This window comes from Pseudomonas sp. GB2N2 (assembly GCF_054897705.1).
Window position 1 is genome coordinate 5,375,903 of record NZ_CM142701.1, and the last position, 20,586, is coordinate 5,396,488.

General features: G+C 58.8%; 24 protein-coding genes. 18 read left to right on the plus strand and 6 right to left on the minus strand.

The window, feature by feature from the left end; translation table 11 throughout:
• Window positions 1-65: 65 nt before the first annotated feature.
• Window positions 66-389, plus strand: a complete 324-nt coding sequence (locus ACYZT4_RS24925; RefSeq protein ID WP_461983560.1) for a PA4575 family protein — start codon at window positions 66-68, stop codon at window positions 387-389.
• A 24-nt stretch (window positions 390-413) separates the two neighbouring features.
• Here the strand turns inward: ACYZT4_RS24925 and ACYZT4_RS24930 are convergent, their stop codons facing one another.
• Window positions 414-2,243 carry a hypothetical protein gene (locus ACYZT4_RS24930; RefSeq protein WP_461983562.1) on the minus strand — a complete coding sequence of 610 codons (1,830 nt, stop codon included), beginning with the start codon at window positions 2,241-2,243 and terminating at the stop codon, window positions 414-416.
• A 159-nt stretch (window positions 2,244-2,402) separates the two neighbouring features.
• On the opposite strand from ACYZT4_RS24930, the gene ACYZT4_RS24935 reads away from it, so the two are divergent.
• The 3 genes from ACYZT4_RS24935 to ACYZT4_RS24945 all read left to right on the plus strand — a co-directional run bounded on the left by ACYZT4_RS24935 (window position 2,403) and on the right by ACYZT4_RS24945 (window position 4,058).
• Window positions 2,403-2,891: a TIGR00645 family protein gene (locus ACYZT4_RS24935; RefSeq protein WP_407014230.1), complete on the plus strand. Its 489-nt coding sequence runs from the start codon at window positions 2,403-2,405 to the stop codon at window positions 2,889-2,891.
• Between the two features lie 117 nt (window positions 2,892-3,008).
• The gene (locus tag ACYZT4_RS24940; RefSeq protein ID WP_461983563.1) at window positions 3,009-3,320 is read left to right on the plus strand and encodes a DUF6482 family protein; all 312 of its coding nucleotides are present in this window, start codon (window positions 3,009-3,011) and stop codon (window positions 3,318-3,320) included.
• 120 nt (window positions 3,321-3,440) lie between these two features.
• A complete protein-coding gene (locus ACYZT4_RS24945; protein WP_461983565.1) occupies window positions 3,441-4,058 on the plus strand; it encodes an FKBP-type peptidyl-prolyl cis-trans isomerase in 618 nt (205 codons plus the stop codon).
• Between the two features lie 114 nt (window positions 4,059-4,172).
• On the opposite strand, the gene ACYZT4_RS24950 is transcribed toward ACYZT4_RS24945, so the two are convergent.
• The 3 genes from ACYZT4_RS24950 to ACYZT4_RS24960 all read right to left on the minus strand — a co-directional run bounded on the left by ACYZT4_RS24950 (window position 4,173) and on the right by ACYZT4_RS24960 (window position 6,069).
• Window positions 4,173-4,430 (minus strand): PA4570 family protein, encoded by a 258-nt coding sequence (locus ACYZT4_RS24950; RefSeq protein WP_461983566.1) that lies wholly within the window; start codon window positions 4,428-4,430, stop codon window positions 4,173-4,175.
• A gap of 189 nt (window positions 4,431-4,619) precedes the next feature.
• Entirely contained in the window at window positions 4,620-4,961 is a 342-nt protein-coding gene (locus tag ACYZT4_RS24955) for a zinc ribbon domain-containing protein YjdM (protein ID WP_461983568.1), read from the minus strand.
• 139 nt (window positions 4,962-5,100) lie between these two features.
• Window positions 5,101-6,069 (minus strand): polyprenyl synthetase family protein, encoded by a 969-nt coding sequence (locus ACYZT4_RS24960; protein ID WP_461983569.1) that lies wholly within the window; start codon window positions 6,067-6,069, stop codon window positions 5,101-5,103.
• Window positions 6,070-6,309: 240 nt separating this feature from the next.
• Here ACYZT4_RS24960 and rplU point away from each other — a divergent pair, with 240 nt between their 5' ends.
• The 5 genes from rplU (at window position 6,310) to ACYZT4_RS24985 (ending at window position 10,084) form a co-directional block, all read left to right on the plus strand.
• Entirely contained in the window at window positions 6,310-6,624 is a 315-nt protein-coding gene (gene rplU / locus ACYZT4_RS24965) for a 50S ribosomal protein L21 (protein WP_003176051.1), read from the plus strand.
• Between the two features lie 34 nt (window positions 6,625-6,658).
• Window positions 6,659-6,934 (plus strand): 50S ribosomal protein L27, encoded by a 276-nt coding sequence (rpmA, locus tag ACYZT4_RS24970; protein ID WP_046048788.1) that lies wholly within the window; start codon window positions 6,659-6,661, stop codon window positions 6,932-6,934.
• 193 nt (window positions 6,935-7,127) lie between these two features.
• On the plus strand, window positions 7,128-8,351 hold the full coding sequence (cgtA, locus tag ACYZT4_RS24975; RefSeq protein ID WP_461983572.1) for an Obg family GTPase CgtA: 1,224 nt from the start codon (window positions 7,128-7,130) through the stop codon (window positions 8,349-8,351).
• A gap of 137 nt (window positions 8,352-8,488) precedes the next feature.
• On the plus strand, window positions 8,489-9,607 hold the full coding sequence (gene proB, locus ACYZT4_RS24980) for a glutamate 5-kinase (protein WP_461988792.1): 1,119 nt from the start codon (window positions 8,489-8,491) through the stop codon (window positions 9,605-9,607).
• A gap of 12 nt (window positions 9,608-9,619) precedes the next feature.
• Window positions 9,620-10,084 carry a CreA family protein gene (locus ACYZT4_RS24985; RefSeq protein WP_461983574.1) on the plus strand — a complete coding sequence of 155 codons (465 nt, stop codon included), beginning with the start codon at window positions 9,620-9,622 and terminating at the stop codon, window positions 10,082-10,084.
• A gap of 183 nt (window positions 10,085-10,267) precedes the next feature.
• Here ACYZT4_RS24985 and rpsT read toward each other — a convergent pair whose 3' ends face one another.
• Window positions 10,268-10,546, minus strand: coding sequence for a 30S ribosomal protein S20 (gene rpsT / locus ACYZT4_RS24990; RefSeq protein ID WP_008154937.1), 279 nt, complete (start codon window positions 10,544-10,546; stop codon window positions 10,268-10,270).
• A 252-nt stretch (window positions 10,547-10,798) separates the two neighbouring features.
• On the opposite strand from rpsT, the gene murJ reads away from it, so the two are divergent.
• From murJ to ispH, 6 genes are all read left to right on the plus strand, one after another.
• A complete protein-coding gene (gene murJ / locus ACYZT4_RS24995; protein WP_461983575.1) occupies window positions 10,799-12,337 on the plus strand; it encodes a murein biosynthesis integral membrane protein MurJ in 1,539 nt (512 codons plus the stop codon).
• Window positions 12,338-12,466: 129 nt separating this feature from the next.
• Window positions 12,467-13,417 (plus strand): bifunctional riboflavin kinase/FAD synthetase, encoded by a 951-nt coding sequence (gene ribF / locus ACYZT4_RS25000; RefSeq protein WP_461983577.1) that lies wholly within the window; start codon window positions 12,467-12,469, stop codon window positions 13,415-13,417.
• Window positions 13,418-16,249, plus strand: coding sequence for an isoleucine--tRNA ligase (ileS, locus tag ACYZT4_RS25005; protein ID WP_461983578.1), 2,832 nt, complete (start codon window positions 13,418-13,420; stop codon window positions 16,247-16,249).
• Window positions 16,242-16,754 (plus strand): signal peptidase II, encoded by a 513-nt coding sequence (gene lspA, locus ACYZT4_RS25010; RefSeq protein ID WP_461983579.1) that lies wholly within the window; start codon window positions 16,242-16,244, stop codon window positions 16,752-16,754. Before ileS ends, lspA begins: the two co-directional genes overlap by 8 nt.
• Window positions 16,755-16,761: 7 nt before the next feature.
• Window positions 16,762-17,199 carry an FKBP-type peptidyl-prolyl cis-trans isomerase gene (gene fkpB, locus ACYZT4_RS25015; RefSeq protein WP_461988793.1) on the plus strand — a complete coding sequence of 146 codons (438 nt, stop codon included), beginning with the start codon at window positions 16,762-16,764 and terminating at the stop codon, window positions 17,197-17,199.
• A gap of 132 nt (window positions 17,200-17,331) precedes the next feature.
• Complete coding sequence (ispH, locus tag ACYZT4_RS25020) at window positions 17,332-18,279, plus strand: 4-hydroxy-3-methylbut-2-enyl diphosphate reductase (protein WP_084319493.1); 948 nt, start codon at window positions 17,332-17,334, stop codon at window positions 18,277-18,279.
• On the opposite strand, the gene ACYZT4_RS25025 is transcribed toward ispH, so the two are convergent.
• Window positions 18,256-18,804 (minus strand): GspH/FimT family pseudopilin, encoded by a 549-nt coding sequence (locus ACYZT4_RS25025; protein ID WP_461988795.1) that lies wholly within the window; start codon window positions 18,802-18,804, stop codon window positions 18,256-18,258. The two genes, ispH and ACYZT4_RS25025, sit on opposite strands and share 24 nt — an antisense overlap.
• A 131-nt stretch (window positions 18,805-18,935) precedes the next feature.
• Between ACYZT4_RS25025 and ACYZT4_RS25030 the strand changes: the two genes are divergently transcribed.
• Genes ACYZT4_RS25030 through ACYZT4_RS25040 form a run of 3 tightly spaced genes read left to right on the plus strand, consistent with a single transcriptional unit; the run spans window position 18,936 to window position 20,562 of the window.
• The gene (locus ACYZT4_RS25030; protein WP_461983581.1) at window positions 18,936-19,409 is read left to right on the plus strand and encodes a GspH/FimT family pseudopilin; all 474 of its coding nucleotides are present in this window, start codon (window positions 18,936-18,938) and stop codon (window positions 19,407-19,409) included.
• Window positions 19,406-19,855 (plus strand): type IV pilus modification protein PilV, encoded by a 450-nt coding sequence (pilV, locus tag ACYZT4_RS25035; protein ID WP_461983583.1) that lies wholly within the window; start codon window positions 19,406-19,408, stop codon window positions 19,853-19,855. Before ACYZT4_RS25030 ends, pilV begins: the two co-directional genes overlap by 4 nt.
• Complete coding sequence (locus ACYZT4_RS25040) at window positions 19,852-20,562, plus strand: PilW family protein (RefSeq protein ID WP_461983584.1); 711 nt, start codon at window positions 19,852-19,854, stop codon at window positions 20,560-20,562. Before pilV ends, ACYZT4_RS25040 begins: the two co-directional genes overlap by 4 nt.
• The last annotated feature ends 24 nt before the right edge of the window (window positions 20,563-20,586 follow it).

Sequence of the window (20,586 nt, forward strand, 5' to 3'; positions counted from 1 at the left end):
TAATCACTGGATCGAGACAGCTCTCCTGTGGGGGCTGAACACCGGATCTACCGAGGGTCGCCGCCATGTCGCGCAACCTCTGCCTCACCCGTCAATGTTTGGGCCTTGTGACCCGTATCGAGTGTGCCATCCGTCCTTTGGCGGGAGATACGGGCATGTGGACCTTGCTTTTCGCCGCCGGAATGGCCGGCGAACAACCTTCAGCCATCAAGGCCCAGGGCCCGTTTCATGGCCCCTTCGCGGCTGAATCAATCCTCGACACCATCGTTGAAAGCCTGACCCTGCACGGTTACGAGCTGGCCGACGATCCGCAAATCTGGTGTCTGCACCTGCAAGCCCAGCTGCGGGAAATCAACGGCGGTCGTTGCCGTAGCCTGGGTGGCTCCTAGCTTCATCCCGGCGATTGACGCCCCCTATTGGTCGAGGCTGGACGTGTCAGCCTTGTCCAGCTTGACTTCGAATCCATATTGCACGGTGGTGAGGTCGGTTCGCTGGTAGGTTTCCAGTCGCGTCGGCTGGCCATAGAAGTAATGCACGCTGAACAACGCCGGACCTTGCGCACTCGCATCGTGAGTGACCGACAGAATTTCCTTGAGATAGTGACCGCTGTCGTCCCTGGCGAAAAAACGCCAGTCCTGGGCGGGAAACAGCTTCAGGTCGATCACCAGTGCATTGCCTTTTAACTCCAGGCCCTTGGGCAGTTGGTGTGAATCGATGGTCTGCTTGTCGACGGTCGCCAGGAACAGCGGCATCGAGCCCACGGCGAACGCTGGCGTCTGCGCAAACAGATTCAGATCGTAAGTGATGACGCCGCGCAGGGGATCGATCTGATACGCCTCGGCTGGCAACTCGATGGGCTCATCGCGTTTACCGGCGCTGTCCTCGGTAAAGAAGGTAACGGGGCTGTCGCCGGGGCTGAAGGAGGTGCCCAGCAGTTCATCGTTGAAGCTGCGGGTGTGATCGAACTCGATGCGCGCGGCACTCGGGTCATCGACCGATTGGCGGACGCTCACGCCTTTTTTCAACTGCTCCTCGCTCAGCGTTGCACCTTTGAGCCACGTCGGGGCCTGATCGTCGTACACCACTACCGGCAAGGTCAGTGGCTGGATGGCTTTTGCGGTGGTGTGTTGGTCGAAGCGACGGATCGGCAGGTCGAGATCCTTGCGGGTGACGGTGGCTGCCGAGAAGTCGAGCACGCTGACTTCAAGGCTTTCGATCGGCCCATTGAAATACACTTTGGAATAGTGGTTTTTCTGTTGCTTCTCAAAGGCGCGCTGTTCTTCATCGAGTTGTTTTTCGAACGCCTCGCTCCAGGCTTTTTGCTGCTGCATTTTTTCCAGTTGTTTTTGATAAAAAGCGACTTGCGCGGCGGTCTCGTTGATCGATCCCGAACGCGAAAGAAATTGCCCGGTGGTGTCCCGGGCCTGGACGATCAGCGGATTGAGCGGTGTCTCGCTCACTTCGGGCGCCAGCGGTGCGCTGTTGTTGAACTCGATCTCGGCGTAGTTATTCGTCAGCTTCAGCAGCGTGACACTGAGGTTGTCGCTGGTGCGCGTCTGGCCAACGTCCTTTTTCGTCAGATCAAAGCTGTAGAGCCTGCGCGGCGCGATGACTTCCACTTTGCCTTGCAGGCTGACCGGCTGCGGCTGGTTCTTGTTTTCCACGTCCAGGCCGTCGATGAACGGGTAAGTCACCGTGAGGTCGTCGGGGTTGGTCAGGTTGGAGCTCGAGGGGCTCAGCTGAATGCCGGGATCGGTTTCCGACCATTCCGGCTGGAACGCAATGACGCGCTTGTTACTGAGGGTCACTGATTGCCATTCCAGGCCATGGGGAAAGAGAAACTCGGCGGGAATGTTGAAGTTGAAGGGGAACACCGGCTGCAGGTCGGTCAGGTAATCGGAGCTTGAATCCTTGTGCAACACGATCAGGCCATTGATGTACGTGTCGACCAGCGCCTGGGGCGTCGGGTAGTGCTTGAGTACGGCGAGGACGTCTTCGCCGTATTCGGTTTCCACCGGTTTGCTGTCGAGTTTGAGTTGCGCACGTTCGAGTAACAGCAGTGAGCCGCCGAGTTCAGCCACGGCATCCTTGAGCTTCGGATCCTGAATGGCCGCCAGGGACGTTTCAAACTGCGCGGTCTTTTCCTCAAGGCTGACCTGGCGCTTGTCATCGCCGGGCGAGCAGGCGCTCATCAGCAGAGCCAGGCAAATCCCGGTGCTCATCAAAGGCAATCGCACATCCATTCCCGTCTTCCTGTCCGATGTCGCTGAGCGTTCAATGATTTGGACACTAGCAGAAAAACCTTGTCACACACGCGCAGGTTGCGGATTTTCCGACCGTTTCTGGGTGTTACGAGGGGCTGATATACTCGCGGCCATTTCCAGCCCACTGTGTGAGATTCAATGGAACGCTTTATAGAAAACGCAATGTACGCCTCCCGCTGGCTGCTGGCGCCGATCTACTTCGGCCTGTCCCTCGGCCTGCTGGCACTGGCACTGAAATTCTTCCAGGAAGTCTTCCACGTCATTCCCAACGTATTCTCGATGGCCGAATCCGACCTGATCCTGGTGCTGCTGTCGTTGATCGACATGGCGCTGGTGGGCGGTTTGCTGGTGATGGTGATGATTTCCGGCTACGAGAACTTCGTTTCCGAACTGGACATTGACGACAGCAAAGAGAAGCTCAATTGGCTGGGCACGATGGATTCGTCTTCGCTGAAGATGAAGGTCGCAGCGTCCATCGTGGCGATTTCGTCGATCCATCTGCTGCGGATATTCATGGACGCTAAAAACGTCGATCCCGAGCATTTGAAATGGTACGTGATCATTCACATGACCTTCGTGGTATCGGCGTTTGCCATGGGTTATCTGGATAAACTCACCAAGCACTGATGCCACAACCCTTTCAGGTTGTGAAACAGACGGGCGGTGCGGGTATTGGCTTGTACTTTGATGTCATGGCGCCTATGCCTGTAAGGATGCTGGCTCGCCACTTTGTGAGGTGCGTTCATGAACCTGCAAGAACTCAATGCCTATGCCATCGCCGGAAAGGTCGATGAGTTGAACCTGATCTCCATGGAAGGCGGGATCTACCTGTTGGAAGCGCGCATGCATGGCGCGGCATATCCCTTGAGCGATGCCCGCGGGCAGATGTTTCATTTGCGCTCGGTCGAGCATGCGCGTGAGTTGCTCCGTTCCTTTCCCACCTTGCCCTTCAATCTTGTGCATACGTCGGTCCATGACGAAATGTGCGGTCTGGGCGCCAGTGCGGAAGAAAGCCTGAAAGTGCCGATCGCCTTCCGCACAACGTGGCAACACTGACACGCTCTTCCGTGCCGGGACATCTGTGCTAGTCTGCTGGCCCTTTTGGTTCCGGGCGCTCCGGGACGCGCTGTGCACGCACGGCAAGTTCCAGGGCCGTCCGCACAGCGGAGCACTGTCATGTCCGAAGTAAATCTGTCCACCGACGAAACCCGCGTCAGCTACGGCATTGGCCGTCAGTTGGGCGACCAACTGCGCGACAACCCGCCACCGGGCGTTAACCTGGACGCGATCCTCGCGGGTCTGACCGACGCATTCGCCGGCAAGCCGAGCCGCGTGGGCCAGGAAGAAATGGCCGCGAGCTTCAAGGTCATTCGCGAAATCATGCAAGCCGAAGCAGCCGCCAAAGCTGAAGCCGCCGCTGGCGAAGGCTTGGCGTTCCTGGCTGAAAACGCCAAGCGTGATGGCATCACCACCTTGGCTTCCGGTCTGCAATTCGAAGTGCTGACCTCCGGTGAAGGCGCCAAGCCATCCCGTGAAGACACCGTGCGTACTCACTACCACGGCACCCTGATCGACGGCACTGTGTTCGACAGCTCCTACGATCGTGGTCAGCCAGCAGAATTCCCGGTTGGCGGCGTGATCGCTGGCTGGACCGAAGCCCTGCAACTGATGAACGCCGGTAGCAAATGGCGCCTGTACGTGCCAAGCGAATTGGCTTACGGCGCTCAAGGCGTTGGCAGCATCCCGCCGCACAGCGTTCTGGTGTTCGACGTCGAGCTGCTCGACGTTCTGTAAGCTTTTGATCGTGTAGGAGCCTGCTTGCTGGCGATCCAGCCGCCCCGGTGTGTCATTTGCACCGCGGTGATGCAATCGCCAGCAAGCGGGCTCCTACAGGGTTTTCGTCGTTTATCATAGTTCGATTTTGTGCTGCAATTCATGCGACGGGCGCAACGCTCGGGCATAGCAGAAAAGAAACAGATTGCGCACCAGTTCCTTGAGCACCATCGGCTCGCTGGAACTCAGGCCGTTGACGTCCAGATCACCCTGATCCTGCAGTTCGTTCAAGGCTTCCTCTTCAAGTACCGCACAAACTTCCCCGGTTTCCCGATGCAGGATTCTCAGGTACGGGTGTGGGCGGTCCAGCCAGGCATCGATCAAATAAGTCATGGGTCTCATCTCCATTGATGGTTTTCAATGAGAATAATTCCTATTCATTAAATAGCAAGGACCTATTGGCGGTTTGGGATATTTTCCGGGTAAAGGTTGTGTAAGGTCAAAACGACTGGCGTTTGGCGACTGCGGGCAGGGAGGGTGAGGCGCCATCCTGCGCAGGGCGCAGGATGGAATACAGCAATTTCAGACTTTTCTGACGAATTCGGACTTGAGCTTCATCGGGCCGATGCCGTCGATCTTGCAGTCGATGTCGTGATCGCCATCGCACAAGCGGATGTTCTTGACCTTGGTACCGACCTTGACCACCAGCGACGTGCCTTTGACCTTGAGGTCCTTGATCACGGTGATGGTGTCGCCGTCCTGCAGGACATTGCCGACCGAATCCTTCTTCACTGTGTCATCGGAGGCCACTTCAGATTCGCCGCTGGCGGACCATTCGTGGGCGCACTCCGGGCAGATCAACTGAGCGCCGTCTTCATAGGTGTATTCGCTATTGCATTTCGGGCAGGGTGGCAACGTGCTCACTAAAGCTCCTTGATTGAGGATCGCTGTAGGAGCGAGCTCGCTCGCGAAGAACGTCAACGATAACGCGTGCATCCAGGACAAACGCGGTGCTCTTGAAATCTTCGCGAGGAAGCTCGCTCCTCCAGGGGGACGGGCGTATTCAGTGCGTGCGGGCGACCGCGAACTCGCTGAGTTCGACCAATGCATCGCGATACTCGCTGGCAGGCAGCGCGTCGAGGCATCTGATTGCGCGGGCGACGTAGTCGCGGGCCAGATTAGCGGTGTATTCCAGCGAGCCCGAAGCTTCAACCGCTTCGCGAATGCTCTCCAGGTCTTCGATACCGCCTTTCTGAATCGCCTTGCGCACCAGGGCTGCCTGTTCCGGCGTGCCTTCGCGCATGGTGTAGATCAGCGGCAGGGTCGGCTTGCCTTCGGCCAGATCGTCACCGACGTTCTTGCCCAGCGTCTCGGCGTCACCCTTGTAGTCCAGCAGGTCGTCGACCAGCTGGAAGGCTACACCCAGGTGATCGCCGAACGTGCGCAGGGCTTCGGCCTGTTCCGGCGTGGCTTCGCAAAGCGCAGCGGCGCTGTGGGTCGAGGCCTCGAAGAGCATCGCGGTCTTGCCGCGGATGACTTCCATGTAGGTTTCTTCGGTGGTGCTGGCGTCGCGGACCTTGGACAGCTGCAGCACTTCGCCTTCGGCGATGATGCGCGTGGCTTGCGAAAGGATTTTCATCACCGGCATCGAGCCCAGTTCGACCATCATTTCGAAGGAGCGCGAATACAGAAAGTCGCCCACCAGCACGCTTGGCGCGTTACCCCACATCGCGTTGGCGGTCGAACGGCCACGGCGCATGCCGGACATGTCGACCACGTCGTCGTGCAACAGCGTGGCGGTGTGCAGGAACTCGATAGTGGCTGCCAGCAGGCGCAGGTCATCGCCTTCACGACCCAGGGCCTTGCCACACAGCAGCACTAATAAAGGACGCAGGCGTTTACCGCCGGCCGAGGTAATGTAGTCGCCGATTTTCGATACCAGCGGCACTCGGGAAGTCAGCTGCTTCTTGATGATGCCGTCGACGGCGCTAAAATCGTCCGCCACCGCGCGGTAGAAAGCTTGGGGTTGCATCAGCGACAGTTGCTCCAGAAGGGTTGCGCGGCATGCTAGGACCCACGTCGGCGGGTGTCAAGGCGCGATGGACGGCCTCTTGCATCGCCCCGGCAGCTTGCGTACAATCGCGCACCCTGAACTTCCTGGGCAGCACCTGCCTTACGCAATTGCAAACAGGCCTTCCAGCCTTATGCAGCCATGCCAGCCAATACCTCTTCTTATAAAGAGCTGGGTGAGCAGGATTATCGGAGAAATACCATGTCGTACGCAGTAATTGTTACTGGTGGCAAGCAATACAAGGTCGCCCCAGGTGAATACCTGAAGATCGAAAAACTGGAAATCGCTACCGGCGAATCCGTTACTTTTGATCGCGTTCTGTTGGTCGCCAATGGCGACGACGTGAACATCGGCGCTCCAGTTGTTGCCGGCGCTACCGTTGTGGCTGAAGTGATCTCCCAAGGTCGTCACGATAAAGTCCGCATCATCAAGTTCCGTCGTCGTAAGCACCACATGAAGCGTATGGGCCACCGCCAGTGGTACACCGAGATCAAAATCACCGGTATTCAGGCTTAATTTCAGCCTAATTCCTCACTAGGAGAATTGACTCATGGCACACAAAAAAGCTGGTGGTAGTACCCGTAACGGTCGCGACTCAGAAGCCAAACGCCTTGGCGTGAAGATGTATGGCGGCCAGGTTATCATTCCGGGCAACATCATCGTGCGTCAGCGCGGCACCCAATTCCACGCCGGTTACGGTGTTGGCATGGGTAAAGATCACACTCTGTTCGCTAAAATCGACGGCGTGATCAAGTTCGAAGTAAAAGGCGCTTTCAATCGCCGTTACGTGAGCATTGTCCCGAAGACTGCAGTCGTCGCGGCATAATTACGTAGATGCTGGAAAAGCCCTGTCTCGCGACGGGGCTTTTTCGTTTGTGGGGTGAGTCTCTTGCAAAGCTGTTTGTAATGGGCTCCAGCGCTGGATTTGCGGTCGTTGATTGAGGTCGCTGCGCTCATTTTTGCAAGAGTCTTATGTCTGGATTTTTTCGGCTCGTCCGTATGGCGAGAGGCGTTTTGTTATGAAGTTTGTTGATGAAGTATCGATTCGAGTAAAGGCCGGCGACGGCGGCAACGGTTGCATGAGCTTCCGTCGCGAGAAATTTATCGAGAATGGCGGCCCGAACGGCGGTGATGGTGGTGATGGCGGCTCGGTCTACATGATCGCCGACGAAAACCTCAACACCCTGGTCGACTATCGTTACACCCGGCATTTCGATGCCGAGCGCGGTTCCAATGGCGGAAGTACCGACTGCACCGGCAAGAAAGGTGAAGAGCTGGTGCTGCGCGTTCCGGTGGGTACCACCGTTATCGACGCTGCCACTCAGGAAATCATCGGCGACCTGACCAAGGCCGGTCAAAAGCTGCTGGTTGCGCATGGCGGCTGGCACGGTCTGGGCAACACCCGTTTCAAATCCAGTACCAACCGTGCTCCGCGTCAGACCACTCCGGGTAAGCCGGGTGAGGCGCGTGACCTCAAGCTGGAAATGAAAGTGTTGGCGGACGTCGGCCTGCTAGGCTTGCCGAACGCGGGTAAAAGTACCTTCATTCGCTCGGTATCGGCCGCCAAGCCGAAAGTCGCCGACTACCCGTTCACCACGCTGGTGCCGAACCTGGGTGTGGTCAGTGTCGATCGCTGGAAGAGCTTCGTGGTCGCGGACATTCCGGGCCTGATCGAAGGCGCTTCCGACGGTGCGGGCCTGGGGATTCGCTTCCTCAAGCACTTGTCGCGTACCCGTCTGTTGCTGCACCTCGTGGACATGGCGCCGCTGGATGACGCCAGTGCTCCGGATGCCGCTGAAGTGATCGTCAGCGAACTGACCAAGTTCAGCCCGTCCCTGGCTGAGCGTGATCGTTGGCTGGTACTGAACAAGTGCGACCAGATCCTTGAAGAAGAGCACGATGCTCGCGTCAAGGAAATCGTTGATCGTCTGGAGTGGACCGGTCCGGTCTACGTGATCTCGGCGATCTCCAAGCTGGGCACCGAGCGCCTGTGCCACGACATCATGCGTTACATGGAAGACCGTGCCGATCGACTGGCGAACGACCCGGCTTACAAGGAAGAGCTGGCCGATCTCGATCAGCGCATCGAAGACGAAGCCCGTGCTCAGTTGCAGGCGCTGGATGATCAGCGTGCCCTTCGTCGCAGCGGCGTGAAGTCGGTCCATGACATCGGCGACGATGATTGGGACGAAGAAGATGTGGATGACGAAGACGGTCCGGAAATCATTTACGTGCGTGACTGATCCGTTGCGATAAACTTGAACGCCGCTCCCAGGAGCGGCGTTTTAGTATCTGGAAATCGATCGTTGGTCACAAATAGCCACGATTAACGTCACGGGCAGTGCCAGGTCGTGCTGCCCTCAAGCTAAGGTTGAAGATGATGCGGAGCAAGGTGACAGGTGCGCAGCGTTGGGTCGTGAAAATCGGCAGCGCTTTGCTGACGGCGGACGGCAAGGGCCTGGATCGCGCGGCAATGGGTGTCTGGGTCGAGCAAATGGTGGCGTTGCATGAGGCAGGGGTCGAGCTGGTGCTGGTGTCCTCCGGGGCAGTGGCGGCGGGGATGAGCCGTCTGGGCTGGACCGTGCGACCCAGTGCAATGCACGAGTTGCAGGCGGCTGCCGCCATCGGCCAGATGGGCCTGGTGCAGGCCTGGGAGTCGAGCTTTGCCGAGCATGGTCGGCACACTGCGCAGATTCTCCTGACCCACGACGACCTGTCTGACCGCAAGCGCTACCTGAATGCCCGCAGCACCTTGCGTGCGCTGGTCGAGCTGAAAGTGATCCCGGTGATCAACGAAAACGACACCGTGGTCACGGACGAAATACGTTTCGGCGACAACGACACGCTGGCCGCTCTGGTGGCCAACCTGGTCGAAGCTGATTTACTGGTGATTCTCACGGATCGTGACGGTATGTTCGACGCCGATCCGCGTAACAACCCCGATGCCCAGCTGATTTACGAAGCTCGCGCCGATGATCCGGCGCTGGATGCGGTAGCAGGCGGTACCGGTGGTGCGCTGGGCCGCGGCGGCATGCAAACCAAGTTGCGCGCTGCGCGACTGGCGGCGCGTTCCGGTGCGCACACCATCATCGTCGGCGGGCGCCTTGAGCGTGTGCTGGATCGCCTCAAAAGCGGCGAGCGCATCGGCACCTTGCTGTCGCCGGAGCGAGGCATGCTGGCGGCGCGCAAGCAGTGGCTGGCGGGGCACCTGCAAACCCGTGGCACCCTGGTGCTGGACGCGGGCGCAGTCACGGCGCTGTCTCAGGGCAATAAAAGTCTGCTGCCGGTCGGCGTCAAACTGGTTCAAGGCAGTTTCCGTCGCGGCGAAATGGTGGTGTGCGTGGCCCCGGATGGTCGGGAGATTGCCCGTGGCCTGGCCAACTACAGCGCGCTGGAAGCACAAAAAATCATCGGTCAGTCGTCTGAGGCGATTGTCGGTCTGTTGGGTTACATGGCGGAACCGGAGCTGGTTCACCGCGATAACCTGATCCTGGTCTGAAGGAATATTTGAATGCGTGTGGCAAAAGGATGGTTGGGCCTGCTGTTGGCAATGCCGCTGCTGGCTTCGGCCGAAGAGATCGGCCAGGTGTCGACGGTGTTCAAGTTCGTTGGCCCGAACGACCGTATCGTCGTCGAGGCGTTTGATGATCCGAAAGTCGACGGCGTGACGTGCTACCTGTCCCGAGCCAAGACGGGCGGGGTGAAGGGCGGTCTGGGTCTGGCTGAAGATCGCGCAGAAGCGTCCATTGCGTGTCGTCAAGTTGGTCCGATCAGCTTCAAGGGCGAATTGAAGGATGGCGACGAGGTGTTCAAGGAGCGCACGTCGCTGGTGTTCAAGACCATGCAGGTGGTGCGCTTCCTCGACAAGAAGCGCAATACGCTGGTGTATCTGGTGTATAGCGATCGCTTGATCGAGGGCAGCCCGCAGAATGCCGTCACGGCAATTCCGATCCTCCCGTGGACGCACGCTCAATAACCTGACGCACATCCAGGTTGTAGGAGTGAGCCTGCTCGCGATAGCGGTGTACCAGTTAGCACTAATGCCGACTGACACACCGCTTTCGCGAGCAGGCTCACTCCTACATTTTTGTGCGGCGTTTGTTAAATCACAGGCAATAAAAAACCGACCCTGAGGTCGGTTTTTTAACAAGCTTATCGCTTATGCGGCAACAGCAAGGTTCAGAGCCTTGACGTGACCGTTCAGGCGGCTCTTATGGCGAGCAGCCTTGTTCTTGTGGATGATGCCTTTATCGGCCATACGGTCGATAACTGGCACGGCCAGAACGTAAGCAGCTTGAGCTTTTTCAGCGTCTTTTGCGTCGATGGCCTTAACTACATTCTTGATGTAGGTACGAACCATGGAACGCAGGCTGGCGTTGTGGCTGCGACGCTTCTCAGCCTGTTTTGCACGTTTTTTGGCGGAAGGTGTGTTGGCCACCGTCGAGCTCCTCGAAAGACTTTTTAGGAAATAGCAAACAAAATAGGCCGCGAATCATGCCGATGAGTTGATGTCTTGTCAAGGGCGGTTGAGACGTTCCGCTAAGTGGTAGGTATAAAGAGGCGGGATATTTATTTCCGGCGCTTGACCTGTAAACTCGCGAGCTTTGGCTCTGTGCTGCTGCGGCGCGGAGTATCGCATAAGTGGGCGCGTTGTTCGCCTGCTGTTTATCGACAGGCACAAACTCTTTCAATGAATTTGCTCAAATCGTTGGCCGCCGTCAGCTCTATTACGATGCTTTCCCGGATTCTGGGATTCGTTCGTGACACCCTTATTGCGCGGACATTTGGCGCGGGAATGGCCACCGACGCCTTCTTTATCGCCTTCAAACTGCCCAATCTGCTGCGCCGGATTTTCGCCGAAGGTGCATTTTCCCAAGCGTTCGTGCCGATTCTTGCCGAATATAAAAGCCAGCAGGGCGAGGAGGCCACGCGAACCTTTATTGCCTACGTCTCCGGCCTGTTGACACTGGTACTGGCGCTGGTCACCGCGTTGGGCATGATCGCCGCGCCGTGGGTGATCTGGGCAACGGCGCCGGGTTTCACCGATACGCCGGAAAAATTCGAGCTGACGTCCAGCCTGTTGCGGGTGACCTTCCCCTATATATTGCTGATTTCCCTGTCTTCATTGGCCGGGGCGATCCTCAATACCTACAACCGTTTTTCGGTGCCGGCGTTCGTGCCGACCCTGCTCAACGTCAGCATGATCATCTTTGCGCTGTTCCTGACGCCGTATTTCGATCCGCCGGTCATGGCCTTGGGTTGGGCGGTATTGGCGGGTGGCCTTGCGCAATTGCTCTATCAGCTGCCGCACCTGAAAAAGATCGGCATGCTCGTGCTGCCGCGCCTGAACCTGCGGGACACGGGTGTGTGGCGGGTCATGAAGCAGATGTTGCCGGCAATCCTCGGCGTTTCGGTCAGTCAGATTTCGCTGATCATCAATACGATTTTTGCTTCGTTCCTGGTCGCCGGTTCCGTTTCGTGGATGTATTACGCCGACCGGCTGATGGAATTACCGTCCGGTGTGCTGGGTGTGGCATTGGGCACAATTCTGCTGCCAACGCTGGCCAAGACCTACGCCAGCAAGGACCGCGCCGAGTATTCGCGCATTCTCGACTGGGGCCTGCGCCTGTGCTTCGTGCTGGTGCTTCCGTGCTCGCTGGCGTTGGGGATTCTGGCTGAGCCGCTGACGGTTTCGCTCTTTCAATACGGTCAGTTCAGTGCCTTTGATGCGTCGATGACGCAGCGGGCGCTCGTCGCGTATTCGGTCGGCTTACTCGGGATTATTGTGATCAAAGTGCTGGCGCCAGGCTTTTATGCGCAACAAAACATCCGCACCCCGGTGAAAATCGCGATTTTCACCTTGGTCGTTACACAATTGTTCAACTTGGTCTTGATCGGTCCGCTGGCTCACGCCGGTCTGGCGTTGGCCATCAGTGCCGGTGCCTGTCTCAATGCCGGGCTGCTGTTTTATCAGCTGCGCAAGCAGCAGATGTACCAGCCGCAACCGGGCTGGGCGAAGTTTGCTGCCAAACTGGTGGTCGCGGTGCTGGTAATGTCGGCGGTGTTGCTGGCCGGCATGCACTTTATGCCGGCTTGGGACCAAGGCCACATGCTTGAGCGTTTCCTGCGTCTGGGCGCTTTGGTGGGCGCTGGCGTGGTCACGTATTTCGGCATGTTGGCGCTGATGGGCTTCCGTTTGCGCGACTTCAATCGCAAGGCGTTGACCTGAGGCTTTTGCCTCGATAAACATGGGCGAGCCGGCGGTTTTGTCGGCTCGATTACTTTGGGTTACGGTGTTGCCTGTCGTCGGCCGCCGGGTGTGGTTATAATCGACCACTTTATGAGCAAGAAGCGCGTTATGCAGCTGGTTCGAGGCCTCCACAACCTGCGCCCCCAGCATCGGGGCTGTGTCGCCACTATTGGCAACTTTGACGGTGTTCACCGTGGCCACCAGGCAATCCTGGCGAGGCTGCGTGAGCGAGCGCTCGAGTTGGGCGTGCCCAGCTGCGTGGTGATTTTCGAGCCGCAGCCCCGGGAGTTTTTCGCCCCGGAGACCGCGCCGGCTCGCCTGGCCCGTCTGCGCGACAAGCTGCAACTGCTGGCTGACGAAGGTGTCGACCGGGTCCTGTGCCTGGCCTTCAACCAGCGCCTGAGCAAACTCAGCGCCAGCGAGTTCGTCGATACCATTCTCGTAGACGGCCTCGGCGTGCAGCACCTGGAGGTGGGTGACGACTTCCGTTTCGGTTGCGACCGGGTAGGGGATTTCGATTTCCTGCAACAGGCCGGCGTCATGCAGGGTTTCACCGTCGAAGCGGCGCAAACCGTCGAACTGGACGGCATTCGAATCAGCAGCACACAGGTGCGTAATGCCCTGGCCGCGGCTGATTTTGTCCTGGCAGAGCGCCTGCTCGGTCGTCCGTTTCAGATTTCCGGGCGAGTCCTGCACGGCCAGAAACTGGCGCGCCAACTGGGCACGCCGACCGCCAATATTCAACTCAAGCGTCGTCGTGTGCCGCTGACCGGGGTTTATCTGGTCAATGTCGACATCGACGGCAAGACCTGGCCAGGCGTCGCCAATATCGGCGTGCGGCCAACGGTCCAAGGGGATGGCAAAGCCCACCTCGAAGTCCATCTTTTAGATTTTGCCGGCGATCTGTATGACCGGCGTTTGACGGTGGGTTTCCACCACAAGCTGCGTGAAGAGCAGCGTTTCGCCTCTCTGGAGGCGCTTAAGACGGCGATCAATGCGGATGTCGCCGCCGCCCGTGCCCTGTCGCACCTAGCGCCAATCGCTAATGAAGAGCCATAAATGACCGACTATAAAGCCACGCTAAACCTTCCGGACACCGCCTTCCCAATGAAGGCCGGCCTGCCTCAGCGCGAACCGCAGATTCTGCAGCGCTGGGACAGCATTGGCCTGTACGGTAAGTTGCGCGAAATTGGCAAGGATCGTCCGAAGTTCGTACTTCACGACGGTCCTCCGTACGCCAACGGCACGATTCACATCGGTCATGCGCTGAACAAAATTCTCAAGGACATGATCATCCGCTCCAAAACCCTGTCGGGTTTCGATGCGCCTTATGTTCCGGGCTGGGACTGTCATGGGCTGCCGATCGAGCACAAAGTCGAAGTGACCCACGGCAAAAACCTCGGCGCCGACAAGACGCGCGAACTGTGCCGCGCCTACGCCACCGAGCAGATCGAAGGCCAGAAATCCGAATTTATCCGTCTCGGCGTGTTGGGCGACTTCGCCAACCCGTACAAGACCATGGACTTCAAGAACGAGGCCGGTGAAATTCGCGCCCTCGCCGAAATCGTCAAGGGCGGTTTCGTGTTCAAGGGCTTGAAGCCGGTGAACTGGTGCTTCGACTGCGGTTCGGCGCTGGCTGAAGCGGAAGTCGAGTACGAGAACAAAAAGTCCTCGACCATCGACGTGGCGTTCCCGATTGCCGACGAAGCCAAACTGGCTGCCGCGTTCGGTCTGCCATCGCTGGCGAAACCGGCCTCGATCGTGATCTGGACCACCACCCCGTGGACCATCCCGGCCAACCAGGCGTTGAACGTTCACCCGGAGTTCAACTACGCCCTGGTCGATGTCGGCGACAAACTGCTGGTGCTGGCAGAAGAGCTGGTTGAATCCTGCCTGGCCCGTTACAGCCTCGAAGGCTCGGTCATCGCGACCACCACCGGTAAAGAGCTGGAGCTGATCAACTTCCGTCACCCGTTCCACGATCGGCTGTCGCCGGTTTACCTGGCCGAGTACGTTGAACTGGGCGCTGGCACCGGCGTGGTTCACTCCGCCCCGGCGTACGGTGTGGACGACTTCGTGACCTGCAAGAAATACGGCATGGTCAACGACGACATTCTCAATCCAGTGCAAAGCAATGGCGTTTACGCGACCACGCTGGAGTTCTTTGGCGGCCAGTTCATCTGGAAAGCCAACCCGGCCATCGTCGACAAGCTGACCGAAGTCGGTGCGCTGTTGCACACCACCGTCATCGAACACAGCTACATGCACTGCTGGCGTCACAAGACCCCGCTGATCTACCGCGCCACCGCGCAGTGGTTCATCGGCATGGACAAAGAGCCGGTCACTGGCGACACCCTGCGCAAGCGCGCCATCAAAGCCATCGAAGAAACCAGGTTCGTTCCGGCCTGGGGCCAGGCGCGCCTGCACTCGATGATCGCCAACCGTCCCGACTGGTGCATCTCCCGCCAGCGCAACTGGGGCGTGCCGATCCCGTTCTTCCTGAACAAGGAAAGCGGCGAGCTGCACCCACGCACCGCCGAGCTGATGGAAGAAGTGGCCAAGCGCGTCGAAGGCGAAGGCATCGAAGCCTGGTTCAAGATGGACGCTGCCGAACTGCTCGGTGACGAAGCGCCGCTGTACGACAAGATCAGCGACACCCTCGACGTCTGGTTCGATTCGGGCACCACGCACTGGCACGTCCTGCGCGGTTCGCACCCGATGGGCCACGAGACCGGTCCGCGTGCCGACCTGTACCTGGAAGGCTCGGACCAACACCGTGGCTGGTTCCATTCGTCGCTGCTGACCGGTTGCGCCATCGACAACCACGCGCCGTACCGCGAGTTGCTGACTCACGGCTTCACCGTCGACGAGTCCGGCCGCAAGATGTCCAAGTCCCTGGGCAACGTAATCGCGCCGCAAAAAGTCAACGACACCCTCGGCGCCGACATCATGCGCCTGTGGGTCGCGTCGACCGATTATTCGGGCGAAATGGCGGTGTCCGAGCAGATCTTGCAACGCAGTGCGGACGCCTACCGGCGTATCCGTAACACCGCGCGTTTCTTGCTCTCCAACCTGACCGGCTTCAATCCGGCCACTGACATCCTGCCGGCAGAAGACATGCTGGCGCTGGACCGTTGGGCCGTGGACCGCACGCTGCTGCTGCAACGCGAGTTGCAAGAGCACTACGGCGAATACCGCTTCTGGAACGTCTATTCCAAGATCCACAACTTCTGTGTTCAGGAGTTGGGCGGTTTCTACCTCGATATCATCAAGGACCGTCAGTACACCACTGGCGCCAACAGCAAGGCTCGCCGCTCGGCGCAGACCGCGCTGTATCACATCTCCGAAGCGCTGGTGCGCTGGATCGCGCCGATCCTCGCATTCACCGCTGACGAACTGTGGGAATACCTGCCGGGCGAGCGTAACGAATCGGTGATGCTCAACACCTGGTACGAAGGCCTGACCGAACTGCCGGCCAATGTCGAACTGGGCCGCGCCTACTGGGAGCGGATCATGGCGGTGAAGGTCGCGGTCAACAAGGAAATGGAAATCCAGCGCGCGGCCAAGGCCGTCGGTGGCAACCTGCAAGCCGAAGTGACGCTGTTCGCCGAAGAGGCACTGAGCGCCGACCTGGCCAAGCTGAGCAACGAATTGCGCTTCGTGCTGATCACCTCGACGGCCAGCGTTGCACCGTTCGTGCAGGCGCCGGCCGATGCCGTGGTGACCGAAGTCAGCGGCCTGAAGCTGAAGATCGTCAAGTCGGCTTTCGCCAAGTGCGCCCGTTGCTGGCACTGCCGTGAAGACGTCGGCGTGAACCCGGAACATCCGGAAATCTGCGGTCGTTGCGTCGACAACATCAGCGGCGCTGGCGAGGTTCGTCACTATGCCTGAGGCCATGGGTCGTTTCGGACGGCTGAGCTGGCTCTGGTTGAGCTTGCTGGTCCTGGTCATTGACCAGGCCAGCAAGTTCTACTTCGAAGGCTCGCTGAAGATGTACCAGCAAATCGTGGTGATCCCCGATTACTTCAGCTGGACCCTGGCCTACAACACGGGCGCGGCCTTCAGCTTTCTGGCCGACAGCTCGGGCTGGCAGCGCTGGTTGTTTGCCCTGATCGCGGTGGTGGTCAGTGCAGTGCTGGTGGTGTGGCTCAAGCGCTTGGGGCGCAACGAAACCTGGCTGGCAGTGGCGCTGGCCCTGGTACTCGGTGGCGCGCTGGGTAATTTGTATGACCGCATTGCCCTGGGCCATGTGATCGATTTCATTCTGGTGCATTGGCAGAACCGCTGGTACTTCCCGGCATTTAACTTCGCCGACAGTGCAATCACTGTCGGTGCCGTGATGCTGGCACTGGACATGTTCAAAAGTAAAAAGACCGGAGAAGCCGTTCATGACTGAACAGGTATTGGCTGAGCAACGCATCCGCCAGAACACGGAAGTCACCTTGCACTTTGCACTGCGCCTGGAGAACGGCGACACCGTCGACAGCACCTTCGACAAAGCCCCGGCGACCTTCAAGGTCGGCGACGGTAACCTGTTGCCAGGTTTCGAAGCGGCATTGTTCGGCTTCAAGGCGGGCGACAAGCGGACGCTGACGATCCAGCCGGAAAACGCGTTCGGCCAGCCGAACCCGCAAAACGTACAAATCATCCCGCGTTCGCAGTTCAAGGACATGGACCTGTCACCGGGTTTGCTGGTGATCTTCAACGATGCGGCGAATACTGAGTTGCCGGGCGTCGTGAAAGAGTTCGATGACGAGCAAGTGACCATCGACTTCAACCATCCGCTGGCGGGCAAGACATTGACCTTTGACGTCGAGATCTTCAGCGTCAAATCGTTGTAAACGCTGTTCTGTAGGAGCTGGCTTGCCTGCGATTGGGCCAACAGGTTCGCCGTAACGCTCAGGGGCTTCGTCGCCGGCAAGCCGGCTCCTACAATGATCTAATTTTCCTGCGCGCAAGACACGAGGCACAGCATGCAAATCAAACTCGCCAATCCCCGTGGCTTCTGCGCCGGTGTGGACCGGGCGATCGAAATCGTCAATCGCGCCCTGGAAGTCTTCGGGCCGCCGATCTATGTGCGCCACGAAGTGGTCCACAACAAATTTGTCGTCGAAGACCTGCGCGCGCGCGGGGCGATCTTCGTTGAGGAACTGGATCAGGTTCCGGACGACGTCATCGTGATCTTCAGTGCTCACGGCGTTTCCCAGGCGGTGCGCACCGAAGCCGCTGGCAGAGGCCTCAAAGTGTTCGACGCGACCTGTCCACTGGTGACCAAGGTGCATATCGAGGTCGCGCGTTACAGCCGCGACGGTCGTGAATGCATCCTCATCGGTCATGCCGGTCACCCGGAAGTCGAAGGCACCATGGGCCAGTACGATGGCAGCAATGGTGGCGCGATTTATCTGGTCGAGGACGAAAAAGACGTTGCCGCGTTGCAGGTGCACAACCCCGAAAAACTCGCATTCGTGACCCAGACCACCCTGTCCATGGACGACACCAGCCGCGTTATCGATGCCCTGCGTACGCGGTTCCCGGCCATCGGCGGCCCGCGCAAGGACGACATCTGCTACGCCACGCAAAACCGTCAGGACGCGGTCAAGACGCTGGCCGACGAGTGCGACGTGGTGCTGGTGGTCGGCAGCCCAAACAGCTCCAACTCCAATCGCCTGCGTGAACTCGCTGAGCGCATGGCCACGCCGGCTTACCTGATTGATGGCGCCGAAGACCTACAAAAGAGCTGGTTCGATGGCGTCGAGCGTATCGGCATCACCGCGGGCGCCTCTGCTCCGGAAGTGCTGGTACGTGGCGTTATTCAACAGTTGCAGGCCTGGGGTGCTACCGGTGCCGATGAACTGGCCGGTCGCGAGGAAAACATCACGTTCTCCATGCCTAAAGAGTTACGCGTTCGTTCGCTGCTTTGATTTTTTGTCTTTTTCGCACACTGCGTGCGCGGTGGTATCGCTGCGCAGGCTGACGCGGCCGGTGGCGGCCAGCACCACCTGGAGTTTGCTCACCGGCTCACGAGCATCGCAAAAGTGCAGCGTTCCGGCCTGAAAGGCTTTTTGGGGCATCAGCGGCTCACCGAGACTGCTGAAACGTATGTATCGCTTGACCCACCAGTTACCGAATATCGGCACCGGGGTGTCGCTGGTGTGCTCGAACACCATCGGGTTGCTGGTGTCCTCCCAACCTTTGCCACTGATGTCGACAATGATTCGCCAGCCCTGACCCCAATCGCCGTTGACGCCGTGAATGACAACGCTCTGGTTGCGCGCGATGGCGAGGGACCTGGCGTTGCGCATTCCGCTAATCAACGACTCTGCAGCTATCTCTCGATGATTCGATTCGGTAAGCGCTGCGAACGCCGGACTGACCAGATGCAGAACAATCCCGACAATCACCAGTCCCATAAGCAGTTCAACCAGACTGAAACCTCGCTGACGCATAAATTCTTCCTCCCTGAAAAGCGGCGACCCGCGCAATCCATGCGCGTGTAAAGGCAAAACAACCGAACATCTGTCGGCCGAATGTTCTAGCGTGTTACAGCAGGTATAGCCGACGGCAACGGAGGGCATTGATGGATCATCGTACAAAAGGTTTCACGCTGATCGAGTTGCTGATCGCGATGGCGGTCTTTCTGATTCTCATCACGATGGCAGTGCCGGCGTTTACCCGTTCAGTGCAAGGCACCAAGGCCGATACTGAAATCAGCGACCTGCAACGCGCCCTGAATTACGCCCGGCTTGAAGCCATCGACCGGGGCATTACCACGCGGGTGCGGCCGACGGCGGGCGGCAGCGTCTGGACCGGGGAACTGTCGGTCTACGACAGTACTGGCGCTGCGGCCAATGTATTGCGGGTTGTTCCGGCGATGAGCAGCGGCGCGATTCTGACGCTACCCTTGGGAGTGATCGCGATCGATTTCAACAATCTCGGTGGGCTGTCGGCGCCGCCTGCGGCGGTGGTAATCAGCTACGTGCTGGGGGCGCAAAACAGGACGCTGAATGTGTGTTTGAATGGACGAATTCTATTGGGTGGAAATTGCGGATGAGGGCAGGGAGCAAGCGTGCACAGGAGGGCACAACGCTGATCGAGGTGCTGGTCGCGTTGTTGATTCTGAGTGTGGGGCTGCTGGGGGCGGCGGCGTTTCAGCTCAATGCGCTGAAGTACACCGACAGCTCACGGCTGACCAGCCAAGCCAGCTTTATCGCCTATGACATGATGGACCGCATCCGCGCCAACTCCGGTGCGGATTACACCGTCGCTCCACCGGCGGCTGCCAACCTCAGCGTTGCCCGTGATCAGGACCTGTACGACTTCACTTCCAATATCACGAGTATCCTTGGAACCACCGCCACCGGCAGCGTCACCCTCAATCAGCGGGTGTACACCATTACCATCACCTGGGACGACTCGCGAGCCGCCAACGTCGCCAATTCCCGTCGCAACTTTGTGCTGACCAGTCGCGCCACCGTCGATCCAGTGGCGACGCCATGAACCGTCTCAATCGAGGTTTTGGCCTGATCGAATTGCTGATCGCCCTGGCATTGAGCCTGGTGGTAGTGCTCGGCGTGGCGCAGATTTTCATCGCCGCCAAAAACACTTATGTCAGTCAGAACGCGGCGGCGAACATGCAGGAAGATGCGCGTTTTGTCCTGAGCAAGATGATTCAGGAAATCCGCATGGTCGGGATGTTCGGTTGTCTGGGGACGATCGATTCGAGCGCAGCGGCTAATTTCAATGCTGCGCAGTTAACGCCGATCAGTTGGGACAATGCCACTCTCAACCTGACATTGGTGACCGCCGACGTGGGCGCCGGGGGTGGAATACCGACCTGGACGGTGCTTTCCGATTGCCGGACCACGGCGACGGCTTACTCCAATAAGCAGAACCCCGCGGCGGGACAGCAGGCATTTCCGATTCGACGACTGATCTATAGCCTCAGGAACAACCAACTGACGATGGGGGTTGGCGCCGGAACGCCCGCTCAGGCGGTGCTCATCGACAACGTCAGTAAATTCGACGTGAGTTTCGGCCTTGCGGCTTCTGCCACTGACGTAGCCGCTTCAAGCTACAGCAGCAACCCGTCGGACCCTGCGCGAATTCGCAGCGTGCGCCTGACGCTGACCCTCACAGACCCGAACAAAAAGGTCCGCGATCAAACCTTCAACGTGGTTGCCGCTTTGCGCAACCGCCTGCCATGAAGAGAAGGCCCGTGAAATTTTATT